Origin of the sequence: Quisquiliibacterium transsilvanicum (assembly GCF_014202215.1) — a bacterium.
Lineage (GTDB): Bacteria > Pseudomonadota > Gammaproteobacteria > Burkholderiales > Burkholderiaceae_E > Quisquiliibacterium > Quisquiliibacterium transsilvanicum.
Window position 1 is genome coordinate 44,810 of record NZ_JACHGB010000004.1, and the last position, 13,131, is coordinate 57,940.

Here is a 13,131-nt window from a genome sequence, read left to right on the forward strand (position 1 = left end):
CTACACTCGATTCCGGGCCGTCGAGTGCGGCCTCGCCGAACGAAAACAGACCGCCACCCCAGGAGACCAGAAAATGATCGGCTACACCACCCTCGGCACCAACGACCTGCAGCGCGCGGCGGACTTCTACGACAAGCTGGCCGCGGCGCTTGGCGGCAAGCGCGTCTTCGCGAACGAGCGCGGCATCGGCTGGGGCGCCGGACGCGGCCCGATGCTGTCGGTGATGCAGCCCTGGGACGGCAAGCCCGCCACGGTTGGCAACGGAACGATGGTGGCGCTGGCCACCGACAGCCGCGAAAAGGTCGACGCCGTCCACAAGCTCGCGCTCGAGCTCGGCGCGCAGGACGAGGGCGCGGCCGGCCTGCGCGGAGATCGCTTCTACGGCGGCTACTTCCGCGATCTGGACGGCAACAAGCTGGTCGTCTACTGCATGGGTTGAGGCCGTGCCGAAGCTACGCCAGGTGCAGCTCGAAGGCCTCTCGCTCGCGGCCTTCGAGTGGAACGCGGCGCTGCGCGGCAGCGCGCCCACGCTGCTGCTGGTGCATGCCACCGGCTTCCATGCGCGGGTATGGGACCAGATGGTGCGCCGGCTGCCGCCCGTGCACGTGCTTGCGATCGAACTGCGCGGCCACGGCCGCAGCCAGGCGCTGCCCTTCGCAGGATGGGAGGACTTCGGTCGTGACCTCGCGCAGGCCGCCATCGCGCTGGACCTGGAGGGTGCAGTGGGCGTGGGACACAGCATGGGCGGGCATGCGCTGGTGGCGGCTGCCGCAGCCCAGCCGAGGCGTTTCGCGCGGCTGATGCTGATCGATCCGCCGATGTTCGCGCCGGAGTCCTACCTGAACCGGCCGCCGCTGTCCGGCGAGCCGCATCCGGCGGTGGGCAGGAAGAACCGCTTCGAGTCGCCGCAGGCGATGTTCGATCGCCTGGCGCAGCGGCCACCCTACTCGACCTGGGATCCGCAGGCGCTGCGCGACTATTGTGTGCATGGCCTGCGCCCCGCGGCCGACGGCGAAGGCTTCGAGCTGGCCTGCGCACCGGCCACCGAAGGCCGGGTCTACGACACGGTGCGGCGCGACGCGGGCATCTACGCCAGCGTCCGCGCGCTGCGCATCCCGGTCACCGTGGTGCGGGCGCGCGCGCTGGACGAATCGATCCGGCCCTTCGACACGCTGGGTTCGCCGACCTGGCCCGGGCTCGCCGCCGAGTTCCGGGACGGGCGCGACCTGCACCTGCCGGACAAGAGCCACCTGATGCCGATGGAGGATCCCGCGCTGGTGGCGGGGCTGATCGCGGAGGAATTGTTCGGGGCCGCGCCGCGCGCCGAGGGCTGAACGCGCGGCCGGCCGCTCAGCTCAGAACGCGTCGCCCGGCACGCGCACCCAGCCTTCCATCAGCACCCGCGCGCTGCGGCTCATGATGGCCTTCCTGACCACCCACTCGCCGTTCTCCTGGCTGGCCTCGGCGCCGACGCGCAGCGTGCCCGACGGGTGACCGAAGCGCACCGCGTTGCGGTTGCCGCCGCCGGCAGCCAGGTTCACCAGCGTGCCGGGAATGGCTGCGGCGGTGCCGATGGCCACGGCGGCCGTGCCCATCATCGCGTGGTGCAGCTTGCCCATCGACAGCGCGCGCACCAGCAGGTCGACGTCGCCGGCGCCGACCTTCTTGCCGCTGGACGAGACGTAGTCTGCGGGCCTGGCCACGAAGGCCACCTTGGGCGTGTGCTGGCGCTTGGCGGCCTCGGAGACGTCCTTGATCAGCCCCATCCGGATCGCGCCGTGCGCCCGGATGGTCTCGAACATGGCCAGCGCCTTGGCGTCGCCGTTGATCGCGTCCTGGAGCTCGGTGCCGGTGTAGCCGATGGCCTCGGCATTGACGAAGATGGTCGGGATGCCGGCGTTGATCATGGTGGCCTTCAGCGTTCCGACGCCGGGCACTTCCAGGTCGTCGACCAGGTTGCCGGTGGGGAACATCGAACCGCCCGCGCCTTCCTCCTCGGCGGCCGGATCCATGAACTCCAGCTGGACCTCGGCGGCGGGAAAGGTGACGCCGTCGAGCTCGAAGTCGCCGGTCTCCTGGACCTGGCCGTTGGTGACCGGCACGTGCGCGATGATGGTCTTGCCGATGTTGGCCTGCCAGATGCGCACGACGGCCACGCCGTCCCTGGGCACCCGGCTGGCGTCCACCAGCCCGCCGCTGATCGCGAACGGGCCCACGGCCGCCGACAGGTTGCCGCAGTTGCCGCTCCAGTCGACGAAGGCGGAGTCGATGGACACCTGGCCGAACAGGTAGTCGACGTCATGGTCTGGCCGGCTGCTCTTGCCGACGATCACCGTCTTGCTGGTGCTCGAGGTGGCGCCGCCCATGCCGTCGATCTGCTTGCCGTAGGGGTCCGGGCTGCCGATCACGCGCATCAGCAGGCGGTCGCGGGCCTCGCCCGGAACCTGCGCGCGCTCGGGGAGATCCTGCAGGCGGAAGAAGACGCCCTTGCTGGTACCCCCGCGCAGGTAGGTGGCGGGGACTTTCACTTGCGGTACGTGGGCCATGGTCGTCCTCAGGCGGCCTTGGTCTCGGAGGCCAGGAAGTCCTGCGCGAAGCGCTGCAGCACGCCGCCGGCCTCGTAGATGGACACCTCCTCGGCGGTGTCCAGGCGGCAGGTGACCGGCACCTCGAGCTTCTCGCCGTTCTTGCGCTGGATGAGCAGGGTCAGGGTGGCGCGCGGGGTGCGCTCGCCGACCACGTCATAGACCTCGGTGCCGTCCAGCCCCAGCGTCTTGCGCGTGGTGCCCGGCTGGAACTCCAGCGGCAGCACGCCCATGCCGATCAGGTTGGTGCGGTGGATGCGCTCGAAGCCCTCGGCGACGATGACCTCGACGCCCGCCAGGCGCACGCCCTTGGCCGCCCAGTCGCGCGAGGAACCCTGGCCGTAGTCGGCCCCGGCCACGATGATCAGCGGCTGCTTGCGGTTCATGTAGGTCTCGATGGCCTCCCACATGCGCATCACCTTGCCGTCCGGCTCGACGCGCGCCAGCGAACCCTTCTTCACCTTGCCGTCGACCACCGCCATCTCGTTCGTCAGCGTGGGGTTGGCGAAGGTGGCGCGCAGCGCGGTGAGGTGGTCGCCGCGGTGGGTGGCGTAGGAGTTGAAGTCCTCCTCCGGCAGGCCCATCTTGGCCAGGTACTCGCCTGCCGCGCTGTCCAGCATGATGGCGTTGGACGGCGACAGGTGGTCGGTGGTGATGTTGTCGCCCAGCACCGCCAGCGGACGCAGCCCCTTGAGCGTGCGCTCGCCGGCCAGCGCGCCTTCCCAATAGGGCGGGCGGCGGATGTAGGTGCTCTGCGGGCGCCAGTCGTACAGCGGGCTGACCTTGGCGCCGGCCTTGCGCCGGATGTCGAACATCGGCGCGTAGATGTTGCGGAACATCTCCGGCTTCACCGAGGCCTTCACGACCGCGTCGATTTCCTCGTCGCTGGGCCAGAGGTCCTTCAGGCGGATCTCCTTGCCGTCGACCACCGCGAGCACATCCTTCTCGATGTCGAAACGGATCGTGCCGGCGATGGCGTAGGCGACCACCAGCGGCGGCGAGGCCAGGAAGGCCTGCTTCGCATAGGGGTGGATGCGGCCGTCGAAGTTGCGGTTGCCCGACAGCACCGCCACGGCATAGAGGTCGCGATCGACGATTTCCTTCTGGATCACGGGGTCGAGCGCGCCGGACATGCCGTTGCAGGTGGTGCAGGCGAAGGCCACGATGCCGAAGCCGAGCTTCTCGAGATCTTCGGTGAGGCCGGCCTCGTCGAGGTACTGGGCCACCACCCGCGAGCCGGGGGCCAGCGAAGTTTTCACCCAGGGCTTGCGCGTCAGGCCGTACCGGTTGGCGTTGCGCGCCAGCAGCGCAGCCGCGATCACGTTGCGCGGGTTGCTGGTGTTGGTGCAACTGGTGATGGCGGCGATGATCACCGCGCCGTCGGGCATCTGGCCCGGCACTTCTTCCCACTTGCCGGCGATGCCGCGGGCGGCGAGGTCGGCGGTGGCGACGCGGGCATGCGGGTTGGACGGGCCGGCCATGTTGCGACCGACGCTGGACAGGTCGAAGCGCAGAGTGCGCTCGTACTCGGCGTTCTTCAGGCTGTCGGCCCACAGTCCCGTGTACTTCGCATAGGTTTCGACCAGCTTCACCTGCGCGTCTTCGCGGCCGGTGAGCTTCAGGTAGTCGATGGTCTGCTGGTCGATGTAGAACATCGCCGCAGTGGCGCCGTACTCCGGGGCCATGTTGGAGATGGTGGCGCGGTCGCCCAGCGTCAGCGCCGCTGCGCCTTCGCCGCGGAACTCGAGATAGGCGCCGACCACCTTCTCCTTGCGCAGGAACTCCGTGAGCGCGAGCACGACGTCGGTGGCGGTGATGCCCGGCTGCGGCTTGCCGGTCAGCTCGACGCCGACGATGTCGGGCAGGCGCATCCAGGAGGCGCGGCCCAGCATCACGTTCTCGGCTTCCAGGCCGCCGACGCCGATGGCGATCACGCCCAGCGCATCGACGTGGGGCGTGTGGCTGTCGGTGCCGACGCAGGTGTCGGGGAAGGCCACACCCTCGCGCACCTGGATCACCGGCGACATCTTCTCCAGGTTGATCTGGTGCATGATCCCGTTGCCAGGGGGGATCACGTCGACGTTCTCGAAGGCCTCTTTGGTCCAGTCGATGAAGTGGAAACGGTCCTCGTTGCGGCGATCCTCGATCGCGCGGTTCTTCGCGAACGCGTCGGGGTCGAAACCGCCGCACTCCACCGCCAGCGAATGGTCGACGATCAGTTGCACCGGCACCACCGGGTTGACCTTGGCCGGGTCGCCGCCCTGGTCGGCGATGGCGTCGCGCAGGCCGGCGAGATCGACCAGCGCGGTCTGGCCGAGGATGTCGTGGCAGACGACGCGGGCCGGGAACCAGGGGAAGTCCAGGTCGCGCCTGCGCTCGATCAGCTGCTTAAGCGAATCGGTGAGCGCGGCCGGATCGCAGCGGCGGACCAGATTCTCGGCCAGCACACGCGAGGTGTAGGGCAGTTTGTCGTAGGCGCCGGGCTGGATGGCCTCGACGGCCGCGCGGGCGTCGAAGTGGTCGAGCGTGGTGCCGGGCAAGGGGGTGCGGTAGGTGGTATTCATGGGTGCGATTTTATCCGATCGGCCCTGGAAACGGCCGGGCGGCGGCGAATATACGGCACGCGCTACAGGGTCTTCATGTCAGGCCCGAGCGGGGCTTCGCGCCGCTCCCGAGGGTTGCGGCCCGCCGCGGCCGGACGCGTCCTCCCGTCCGCTTTGCGGAACCCCCGAGGGCGCCCCCCGTGCATAATCCTCCGACGTCCTCCGAGTCCCGGCCATGCGGTTCCGGAGCCCGGCCGGGGCGGCCAAACATCCAAAGGGGGAGCTCTTCATGCGACAGGCAGTCATCGTTTCCTACGCCCGTACCGGCCTGGCCAAGTCCGGCCGCGGCGGCTTCAACAACACCTCGAACATGGCGCTGCTGTCCGCGGCGATCGAGCAGGCGGTCAAGCGCTCCGGGGCGGCCCCTGCGGAAATCGAGGACGTGATCGCCGGCTGCGTGGCCGCCTCCGGCAACGTGGCGCGCGGCGCGGCGCTGATGGCCGGCCTGCCGATCACCACCTCGGGAATGACCATGCACCGTGCCTGCTCCTCGGGCCTGAATGCGATCGCGCACGCCGCGCACTACGTGGTCCACGAGGGTGCGCAGATCGCCGTGGGCAGCGGCGTCGACTCGATCACCTTCCAGGGCGGCGGCGGCGGCGGCACCGAGCCGCGCATCGCCGAGATGTACCCGGCCTACTGGATGCCGATGATCGACACCGCCGACATCGTGGCCCAGCGCTACAACATCAGCCGCGAGTACCAGGACGAGTATTCGCTGCAGTCGCAGCAGCGGATGGCGGCGGCGCAGCAGGCGGGCAAGTTCAAGGACGAGATCATCCCGGTCAAGACCCGGATGAAGGTGGTCGACAAGGAGACCAAGGCCGAGTCGCTGGTCGACGTCACCGTCGATCGCGACGAGTGCAACCGCCCCGAAACCACGCTCGAGGGCCTGGCCAAGCTGCAGCCGGTCATGGGGCCGGGCAAGTTCATCACCGCCGGCAACGCCAGCCAGCTCTCCGACGGCGCCGCAGCGGTGGTGGTGATGGAAGCCAAGGAAGCCGAGCGCCGCGGACTGCAGCCGCTGGGCGCGTTCAAGGGCTGGGCGGTGGCCGGCTGCGAACCGGACGAGATGGGCATCGGTCCGGTCTTCGCCATTCCGCGCCTGCTGGCGCGGCACGGTCTGAAGGTCGACGACATCGACCTCTGGGAACTGAACGAGGCCTTCGCCAGCCAGTGCCTCTACAGCCGTGACAAGCTGGGCATCGACCCGGCGAAGTACAACGTCAACGGCGGCTCGATCGCCATCGGCCACCCTTTCGGCATGACCGGCGCGCGGCTCACCGGCCACGTGCTGATGGAGGGCAAGCGCCGCGGTGCGAAGAACGTCGTGGTGTCGATGTGCATCGGCGGCGGCATGGGCGCAGCGGGACTGTTCGAAGTGTTCTGACCGTCCTCCGGGCCGGGCGGGGGGGCATATGCGGAAGACCGTCACCTTCTACGTCGACTTCATCTCCCCCTACGCATGGCTTGCTTTCGACGCGCTGCCGCGGGCACTGCAGGGCAGTGCCTGCGAGGTGGTGTACAGGCCGGTGCTGCTGGGCGGCGTGCTGCGCCACCATGGCAACCGCGGGCCCGCGGAGATTCCGCCCAAGCGCGACTGGACCTACCGCCACGTGCTGTGGCTCGCCCGCGGGCAGGGGCTGGCGCTGGACCTCCCCGCGCGGCAGCCGTTCAACCCGCTGCAGCTGCTGCTGCTCGCCGTGGCCACGCATCCGCAGGGAACGCCGGATGCCGCGGCCTGCGAAGCCCTGTTCCGCCACATCTGGGAAGGCGGGCGGGAGCCGCTGGAGGCTGCGCGGCTCGAGGCGCTGGAGCAGCGCCTGTCGCCGGTGCTCGATCCCCGCGGTCCCGAGGCCAGGGCGCTGCTGCGCGCGCACACCGCCGAGGCGATCGGGCTGGGCGTGTTCGGCACGCCCAGCTTCGTGGTCGACGGCCGCGTGTTCTGGGGCGCGGACAGCCTGCCGATGCTGCGCGCCTACCTGGACGGCGACCCGTGGTTCAACGGGCCGCAGTGGCATGACGTGGGGCAGGTGACCTACGGGCTGCCGGTCGAGCCGCGGAACTGACGGGGCGCGCCTTTCCGAGCCTCCGCGTCGGGGCGCCGAGCTGGAACCTGCAGCGGGAAGGCGGTCGCGATCGAGCCCGCTAGCTCGGCTGGTACACGGCGGAGTGCCCCACCGTCGCCGTGTAGCTGCGGCTCGCGATCGTGTCGACGAAGACCCAGTCGCCGCGCGCTTCGGTGGCGGTGAAGCTCATCTTCAGGAAGCCGCGCCGCGAGGAGTCCATCCAGTTCAGGTCGTTCACGATGCTGCCGAAGATGGCCTCGATCTGCGCGGGCGGGATCGCCAGGTAGGACTCGAGCCCGGGCGAACTCACGGCGGGTGTGGCGAACTCCTCGCCCACCTTCACGCTGGCCAGCGCGGGGTTGGCCAGCCCCATCAGCGTCAGGTCGTTGTGCCAGGCATTGTGGGTGTCGCCGGACAGGCAGACGAGCTTCTTGCCAAGCTGGAGCGCCGTGGCGAGCAGGGTCTCGCGCGCCACGATGTAGCCGTCCCAGGCGTCCAGGTTGTAGCCGAGCAGCGGGTTCTGCGCAGGGTCCATCAGCGCGTTCTGCTGCGGCGTGCGCTGCGCGGGCGGCGTGGCCTTCGCCGTCAGGTAGGCCGCGATGGCCGCCTGCCCGGCGGCCTGTGCCTCGGGCGAGGTGTCGGCGGGGTTGAGTGCCACCAGCACCGAGGCCGGGAACTCCATGCGTCCCATCAGCACCTGCTGGCCGAGCACCTGCCAGGTGGCGGTGGACGCTGCCATGCGGCCCTGCAGCCAGGCCTGCTGCTCGAGGCCGAGCATCTGGCGGGTGGGCGAGGTGAAGTCCGCGTAGGCGGCCGCCTGAGCCTGGGGGCCCTTGAGGCCGCCGAGCGCGAGCTGGTCCACCTGGAGGTCGCGTGCGAGGTGGCGCGTGTCCAGCATGTGCAGCGAGAGCAGGCTGCCGAAATCGAAGCTGCGGTAGATGCGGGCACGGTCGGCGCCGGTGCGGATCGGCATCCACTCGTGGTAGGCCTGCAGCGCGGCGGCACGGCGCGCGGCGTAGCTGCCTTCGGTGGCCGGGTGATGGTTTTCGGCGCCGTCCCTCCACGCGTCGTTGGCGATTTCGTGGTCGTCCCACACCGCGATCATCGGCATGCGCGCGTGCAGCAGCTTCGCGTCGATGTCCGACTTGTACTGGGCGTGACGTCGCCGGTAGTCGTCGAGCGACAGCAGCTCCTGCGGGGGATCCGAAACCCGGCCTAGTGCGGCGGCGTTCTGCGAGGCGTACCCGCCGGCCTCGTATTCGTAGATGTAGTCGCCGAGGTGGATCGCGTACTGGGCGTCGCTGCGCGCCGCTTCGGCGTAGGCGTTGAAAAAGCCATTCGGGTAGTTCGGGCAGCTGAACACCGCGAAGCGGACTTCGGTGGCGCCGGAGGCGGGCAGCGTGCGGGTCTGCCCGACTGGCGAGACCGAGGCGTTGCGCCGGAAGCGGTAGTAGTAGCTCTGTCCCTGCGCGAGCCCGGTGGCGTCGACCTTCGCGGTGAAGCCGGTGGAGGCGTCCGCGATCACGGTGCCGGAGCTCACGAGCGCGGTGAAGCCCGGGTCGGTGGCGACCTCCCAGGCGAGCTCGACGGGGTCGTCGCGGTCGCCGAGCCGCGCGTGGGTCCAGAGGATGACGCGGTCGGCCAGCGGATCGCCGCTGGCCACGCCGTAGGCGAAGTCGACCGAGGGGCCGTCGCCGGAGCCGCAGGCCGACAGGCTGGCGCCTGCGGCAAGCACGGCGGAAACCGAGGCCAGCCGGATGATGAATTCGCGGCGCGGAAGGGAGTGGGACATGGTGAGATCCTTGAATGATCCGGTTGCCCGTTCACGCTCCCATGGTCGCGTGAAACCTCGATGACGACTGCGGTTAACCTACTCCTCATCCACCTCGGGGCACAAGGGCATGTCAGAGCGCTGCGACCACGACCATCATCACGACCACGACCACCCCCGGCCGACCGCCGCCGGCAGCATCGGCATCCCGCGCGTCGGCGCCTTCGACCCGGCGGCGTTCGAGGCGGCCGTCGAAAGCCTGCTGCGCGCCTGCGGGATCTCGCCCGAATCAGTGCACACCGGCAGCACCGCGCGGCGCGTGCGCGAGCTTTGGGAGCGCCGTCTGCTGGGCGGCTACGCGATCGATCCCGCAGCTGCGCTGGGCGAAGGCTTCGCCGATCCGCGCGAGGACATGGTGGTGATCCGCGGCATCGCGGTGCATGGCGTCTGTCCGCACCACCTGGTCCCCTTCCGCGGCGTGGCCCACGTGGCGTACATCCCCGGCGGGCGGCTGCACGGCTTCGGGCGCATTGCGCGCATGGTGGACGCGATCGGCCATCGCTTCACCTACCAGGAGTGGATGACCCGCGACATCGCGGAGGCGCTGGTGACGCACGGGATGGCGAAAGGGGCGGCCTGCGTGATCGACGCAGAGCAGTTGTGCCTGCTGCTCGGCGAGGACCGCCGCGGCGACGAACGTGTTTACACGCAGGCCTTCGCCGGCTGCTTCGGCGACAACGAGCAGTTGCGTCGCGAGTTCGCGCAGGCGATCGGGCCGCGCGCTGGCTGATGCGCCGGCGCATCAGCCTCGCCCTGCTGCCGGCGGGAGCCTGCGCGCTCGCGCTGGGCGGCTGGCACGCCCGTGGCGTGTCCGCTGAACCGATGGCGACGCGGCCCGTCCCATCGAGCGGCGAGGCGCTGCCCGTCGTGGGCCTGGGCTGCTGGATCACCTTCAACGTCGGCGCCGATCCCGGGGCGCTCGCGGCGTGTACCGAGGTGGTGCGCGCGTTCTTCGACGAGGGCGGCCGGCTGATCGACTCCTCGCCCATGTACGGATCGGCGCAGGCGACCATTGGACATGCGCTGGCGCGGCTGGGCATGCCCTCGCCGCTGTTCTCGGCCGACAAGGTGTGGATCGGCGACGCCGCGCGCGGCGCGCCGCAGATCGAAGCCTCGGCGAAGCTGTGGGGCGTGAAGCGCTTCGACCTGATGCAGGTGCACAACCTCTGGTCATGGGAAGATCACCTGCCGCGGCTGTTCGAGATGAAGGCGGCGGGCCGGCTTCGCTACGTCGGCGTCACCACTTCGGAAGGGCGGCGTCACGACGAGATCGAACGGGTGATGCAAACGCGGCCCATCGACTTCGTACAGGTCAGCTACAACCTGCTGGATCGCGAGGTCGAGCGGCGCATCCTGCCGCTGGCAGCGGACCGGGGCATTGCGGTGATCGCGAACCGCCCCTTCCGCGAGGGGGCGCTGCTGCGCCGGCTCTCGCGCCAGCGTCTGCCCGGCTGGGCCGCGGAGATCGGCTGCACGCATTGGGCGCAGGCGGCGCTCAAGTTCATCGTCACGCATCCGGCGGTGACCTGCGCGATTCCGGCCACGACCCGGGTGGACCACCTGCGGCAGAACATGGCTGTCGCGCGCGGGCGCATGCCGGATGCGGCGCTGCGCGCGCGGATGGCGGCCGACGTCGCGGCAATGTGAGACCGGCGTGGACGATTGGCTGAGCTACCGGCCGTCCGACTTCCTGATGTTCTCGCCGCGCGTCTACTGGCGGCTGTTCGAATCGATGAACGAGGCCTGGTGGCCTGCGCAGCCGATCGTCCTGGCCCTGGGCGCGGGCTGCCTCTTGGCGTTGGGACGACCGGGTCCCGGGGGCGCCGGCACTGCGCTGCGCGTGAGCGCCGGTCTCCTCGCCGGCTGCTGGGCGCTGGCCGGCTGGGTCTTCATGCTGGAGCGCTTCGTGCCGGTGAACTGGCCGGCCCGCGGGTATGCCGCGCTGTTCCTGTTGCAGGCCGCGGCCCTGCTGGTACCGGCAGTTGCCGGAAGCCTGCGCCTGGCAGCGGATCGCCTGCGTCGCGGGGCTGCGCTCATGCTCGGGCTCTGGGCGCTCGCGGTTCATCCCTTGCTGGCGGCGGCCGATGGCCGGCCGTGGACGCAGGCCGAGGTCTTCGGCCTGGCGCCCGACCCGACGGCGATCGGCACCCTGGCCTTCCTGCTGGCGGTGCGCGGCGAATCCATGGCCGCCCGCCGATGGCTTCGCGGGCTCTGGCTGCTGCCGCTGGCGTGGTGCGTCCTGAGCGCAATCACTCTCGCGACGATGGGTTCGCCGCAGGCATGGGCGATACTGGCGGCTGCCGTCCTCGCCGCGGCGACGGCGTGGCGACGCTGAACTGCAAGATCCCTTTCCACCGACACTGAGACCGGCCCCGGAATGACTGCGCTGAACGTGCTCGGCACCGAGCTGGTGCCCTGTTCCTACGACCCCCTGACCGGATACCTCCGCGACGGCTGCTGCAGTACCGACGAGCACGATCACGGCACGCATGTGGTCTGCGCGCGGGTGACGCGCGAGTTCCTCGAGTTCTCGCTGGAGCGCGGGAACGACCTGGTCACGCCCCGGCTGGCCTACCGCTTTGCCGGGCTGAAACCGGGAGACCGCTGGTGCCTGTGCGCGCTGCGCTGGAAGGAAGCCTTCGAGGCGGGCGTCGCACCGCCGGTGATCCTGGAGTGCACGCATGCGAGCGCGCTGGAGCACCTGACGCTGGCCCAGCTGCAGTCCTGCGCGTGGTCGCCGGCGCGCTGAGCGGCTGAGGCGCGCCCGCCCAGGACGCTCAGCCGCTCAGCCGCTCACGACCCCCCGCTCACGCAGCGCCTGGATGCCGGCCTCGTCGTAGCCTGCCTCGCGCAGCACCGCAGCGGTGTGCGCGCCGAGCGCCGGCGCGAGCATCGGTCCGACCTTCTGCGCGCCATCCATCGTGAACGGGCTCGACACCGTCAGGCCGGGGCCTTCGGCGAACGGCACCAGTGCGCCGGCTGCGCGCAGCTGCGGGTCGTTCGGGATGTCGTCGAGCGTGCTGATCTCGCTGAAGGTCACGCCCGCTGCGTCGAGCAGCGGGCTCCACTCGGCGCGCGGACGCAGCGCGAAGCGGGCGTCGAGCAGCGCAACGAGCGCCACGCTGTTGGCGCGCCGGGATTCGGGCGTGGCGAAGCGGGGGTCATCCGCGGCCTCGGTGCAGCCGAGCAACTCGAGCAGGGGCCCGAACTGCCGCACCTCGTTGATCGACACCAGGTTCAGCCACTTCCCGTCGCCGCAGCGGTAGGTATTGGTCATTGCATTGGGGCACTGCTCGCGCGGCGCCCGCGGCGGCACCGGCGCCCCGAACAGCCTCGCCTGCACCAGGCAGGCGTTGGCCCACAGTCCGTTGGCCAGCAGCGACGAGCGAACGACCCCGCCGAGCCCGGTGCGCTCGCGCCGGTACAGCGCTGCGGTGATCGCGGCGAACAGCGTCATTGCGCTGGGATGGTCGCCCATGCCGGCCGCCGAGCGCGCCGGCGGCGCCGCGTGGTCCGGCTTCACCAGGTCCATCAGGCCGGAGCGGGCCCAGTACGCGGTGGAGTCGAAGCCGGTCTTGTCGGCCTCGTCGCCCGCCTCTCCGTAGGCGGTGAAGGAGCCGTAGACCAGCCGCGGGTTCAGCGCGCAGACGGTCACATCGTCGATCCCCAGCCGGCGGCGCACCGCCAGCGGCAGGTTGGTGAGGAACACGTCGGCGCCGGCGACGAGCCGATGCAGCACCGCGAGGCCTTCCGGGCGCTTCAGGTCGACCGCAAGGCTGCGCTTGTTGCGGGAGTCCAGCTCCCAGCCGTAGTTGCGGTCGTCAGGTCCGAAGCCCGCGGGGCGGAACAGCTCCCGATAGGGATCGCCTTCGGGCGGTTCCACCTTGATCACGTCGGCGCCGAAGTCGGCAAAGATCGTCGCTGCCGCCGGCGCGGCGATGAAGCTCGCGCAGTCGATCACCTTCAGGCCGTCGAACGGCCGTTGTCCTTCATCCACTGAAATTTCCTCGCTTTGAATGGTTCACCAACGGCAATCGCCACGA

The 13,131-nt window shown here is 70.2% G+C and carries 12 protein-coding genes; 8 read left to right on the forward strand and 4 right to left on the reverse strand.

Annotated features, from left to right (window positions below; all coding sequences use genetic code 11):
• Positions 1-73: 73 nt before the first annotated feature.
• The gene (locus HNQ70_RS09710) at positions 74-439 is read left to right on the forward strand and encodes a VOC family protein (protein WP_183966870.1); all 366 of its coding nucleotides are present in this window, start codon (positions 74-76) and stop codon (positions 437-439) included.
• Between the two features lie 4 nt (positions 440-443).
• The gene (locus HNQ70_RS09715) at positions 444-1,334 is read left to right on the forward strand and encodes an alpha/beta fold hydrolase (RefSeq protein ID WP_183966872.1); all 891 of its coding nucleotides are present in this window, start codon (positions 444-446) and stop codon (positions 1,332-1,334) included.
• Positions 1,335-1,355: 21 nt separating this feature from the next.
• Here the strand turns inward: HNQ70_RS09715 and prpF are convergent, their stop codons facing one another.
• A complete protein-coding gene (gene prpF, locus HNQ70_RS09720) occupies positions 1,356-2,546 on the reverse strand; it encodes a 2-methylaconitate cis-trans isomerase PrpF (protein WP_183966874.1) in 1,191 nt (396 codons plus the stop codon).
• 8 nt (positions 2,547-2,554) lie between these two features.
• Positions 2,555-5,149: a Fe/S-dependent 2-methylisocitrate dehydratase AcnD gene (gene acnD, locus HNQ70_RS09725; RefSeq protein WP_183966876.1), complete on the reverse strand. Its 2,595-nt coding sequence runs from the start codon at positions 5,147-5,149 to the stop codon at positions 2,555-2,557.
• A 268-nt stretch (positions 5,150-5,417) separates the two neighbouring features.
• On the opposite strand from acnD, the gene HNQ70_RS09730 reads away from it, so the two are divergent.
• Together HNQ70_RS09730 and HNQ70_RS09735 are read left to right on the forward strand one after the other, a co-directional pair.
• The gene (locus tag HNQ70_RS09730) at positions 5,418-6,578 is read left to right on the forward strand and encodes an acetyl-CoA C-acyltransferase (RefSeq protein WP_183966878.1); all 1,161 of its coding nucleotides are present in this window, start codon (positions 5,418-5,420) and stop codon (positions 6,576-6,578) included.
• A 28-nt stretch (positions 6,579-6,606) separates the two neighbouring features.
• Positions 6,607-7,257, forward strand: coding sequence for a 2-hydroxychromene-2-carboxylate isomerase (locus tag HNQ70_RS09735; RefSeq protein WP_183966880.1), 651 nt, complete (start codon positions 6,607-6,609; stop codon positions 7,255-7,257).
• A gap of 79 nt (positions 7,258-7,336) precedes the next feature.
• Here the strand turns inward: HNQ70_RS09735 and HNQ70_RS09740 are convergent, their stop codons facing one another.
• Positions 7,337-9,049, reverse strand: coding sequence for an alkaline phosphatase D family protein (locus HNQ70_RS09740; protein ID WP_183966882.1), 1,713 nt, complete (start codon positions 9,047-9,049; stop codon positions 7,337-7,339).
• Between the two features lie 109 nt (positions 9,050-9,158).
• On the opposite strand from HNQ70_RS09740, the gene folE reads away from it, so the two are divergent.
• The 4 genes from folE to HNQ70_RS09760 are packed head-to-tail and all read left to right on the forward strand — an operon-like array spanning position 9,159 to position 11,837.
• Positions 9,159-9,818: a GTP cyclohydrolase I FolE gene (folE, locus tag HNQ70_RS09745; protein WP_183966884.1), complete on the forward strand. Its 660-nt coding sequence runs from the start codon at positions 9,159-9,161 to the stop codon at positions 9,816-9,818.
• On the forward strand, positions 9,818-10,735 hold the full coding sequence (locus tag HNQ70_RS09750) for an aldo/keto reductase (RefSeq protein WP_183966886.1): 918 nt from the start codon (positions 9,818-9,820) through the stop codon (positions 10,733-10,735). Before folE ends, HNQ70_RS09750 begins: the two co-directional genes overlap by 1 nt.
• Before the next feature lie 7 nt (positions 10,736-10,742).
• Positions 10,743-11,423: a DUF6064 family protein gene (locus HNQ70_RS09755; protein WP_183966888.1), complete on the forward strand. Its 681-nt coding sequence runs from the start codon at positions 10,743-10,745 to the stop codon at positions 11,421-11,423.
• Positions 11,424-11,465: 42 nt separating this feature from the next.
• Positions 11,466-11,837: a DUF2237 family protein gene (locus tag HNQ70_RS09760; RefSeq protein ID WP_183966890.1), complete on the forward strand. Its 372-nt coding sequence runs from the start codon at positions 11,466-11,468 to the stop codon at positions 11,835-11,837.
• A 36-nt stretch (positions 11,838-11,873) separates the two neighbouring features.
• Here HNQ70_RS09760 and HNQ70_RS09765 read toward each other — a convergent pair whose 3' ends face one another.
• Positions 11,874-13,085, reverse strand: a complete 1,212-nt coding sequence (locus HNQ70_RS09765) for a CoA transferase (protein ID WP_183966892.1) — start codon at positions 13,083-13,085, stop codon at positions 11,874-11,876.
• Between the last annotated feature and the right edge of the window lie 46 nt (positions 13,086-13,131).

What these genes read in the sequence shown, in the direction of transcription:
- HNQ70_RS09735 (WP_183966880.1), top strand. Translation starts at nt 6,607, where the DNA reads ATGCGGAAGACCGTCACCTTCTACGTCGACTTCATCTCCCCCTACGCA.
- HNQ70_RS09750 (WP_183966886.1), top strand. Translation starts at nt 9,818, where the DNA reads ATGCGCCGGCGCATCAGCCTCGCCCTGCTGCCGGCGGGAGCCTGCGCG.
- HNQ70_RS09730 (WP_183966878.1), top strand. Translation starts at nt 5,418, where the DNA reads ATGCGACAGGCAGTCATCGTTTCCTACGCCCGTACCGGCCTGGCCAAG.
- acnD (WP_183966876.1), bottom strand. Translation starts at nt 5,149, where the DNA reads ATGAATACCACCTACCGCACCCCCTTGCCCGGCACCACGCTCGACCAC.
- folE (WP_183966884.1), top strand. Translation starts at nt 9,159, where the DNA reads ATGTCAGAGCGCTGCGACCACGACCATCATCACGACCACGACCACCCC.
- HNQ70_RS09740 (WP_183966882.1), bottom strand. Translation starts at nt 9,049, where the DNA reads ATGTCCCACTCCCTTCCGCGCCGCGAATTCATCATCCGGCTGGCCTCG.
- HNQ70_RS09710 (WP_183966870.1), top strand. Translation starts at nt 74, where the DNA reads ATGATCGGCTACACCACCCTCGGCACCAACGACCTGCAGCGCGCGGCG.
- HNQ70_RS09760 (WP_183966890.1), top strand. Translation starts at nt 11,466, where the DNA reads ATGACTGCGCTGAACGTGCTCGGCACCGAGCTGGTGCCCTGTTCCTAC.
- prpF (WP_183966874.1), bottom strand. Translation starts at nt 2,546, where the DNA reads ATGGCCCACGTACCGCAAGTGAAAGTCCCCGCCACCTACCTGCGCGGG.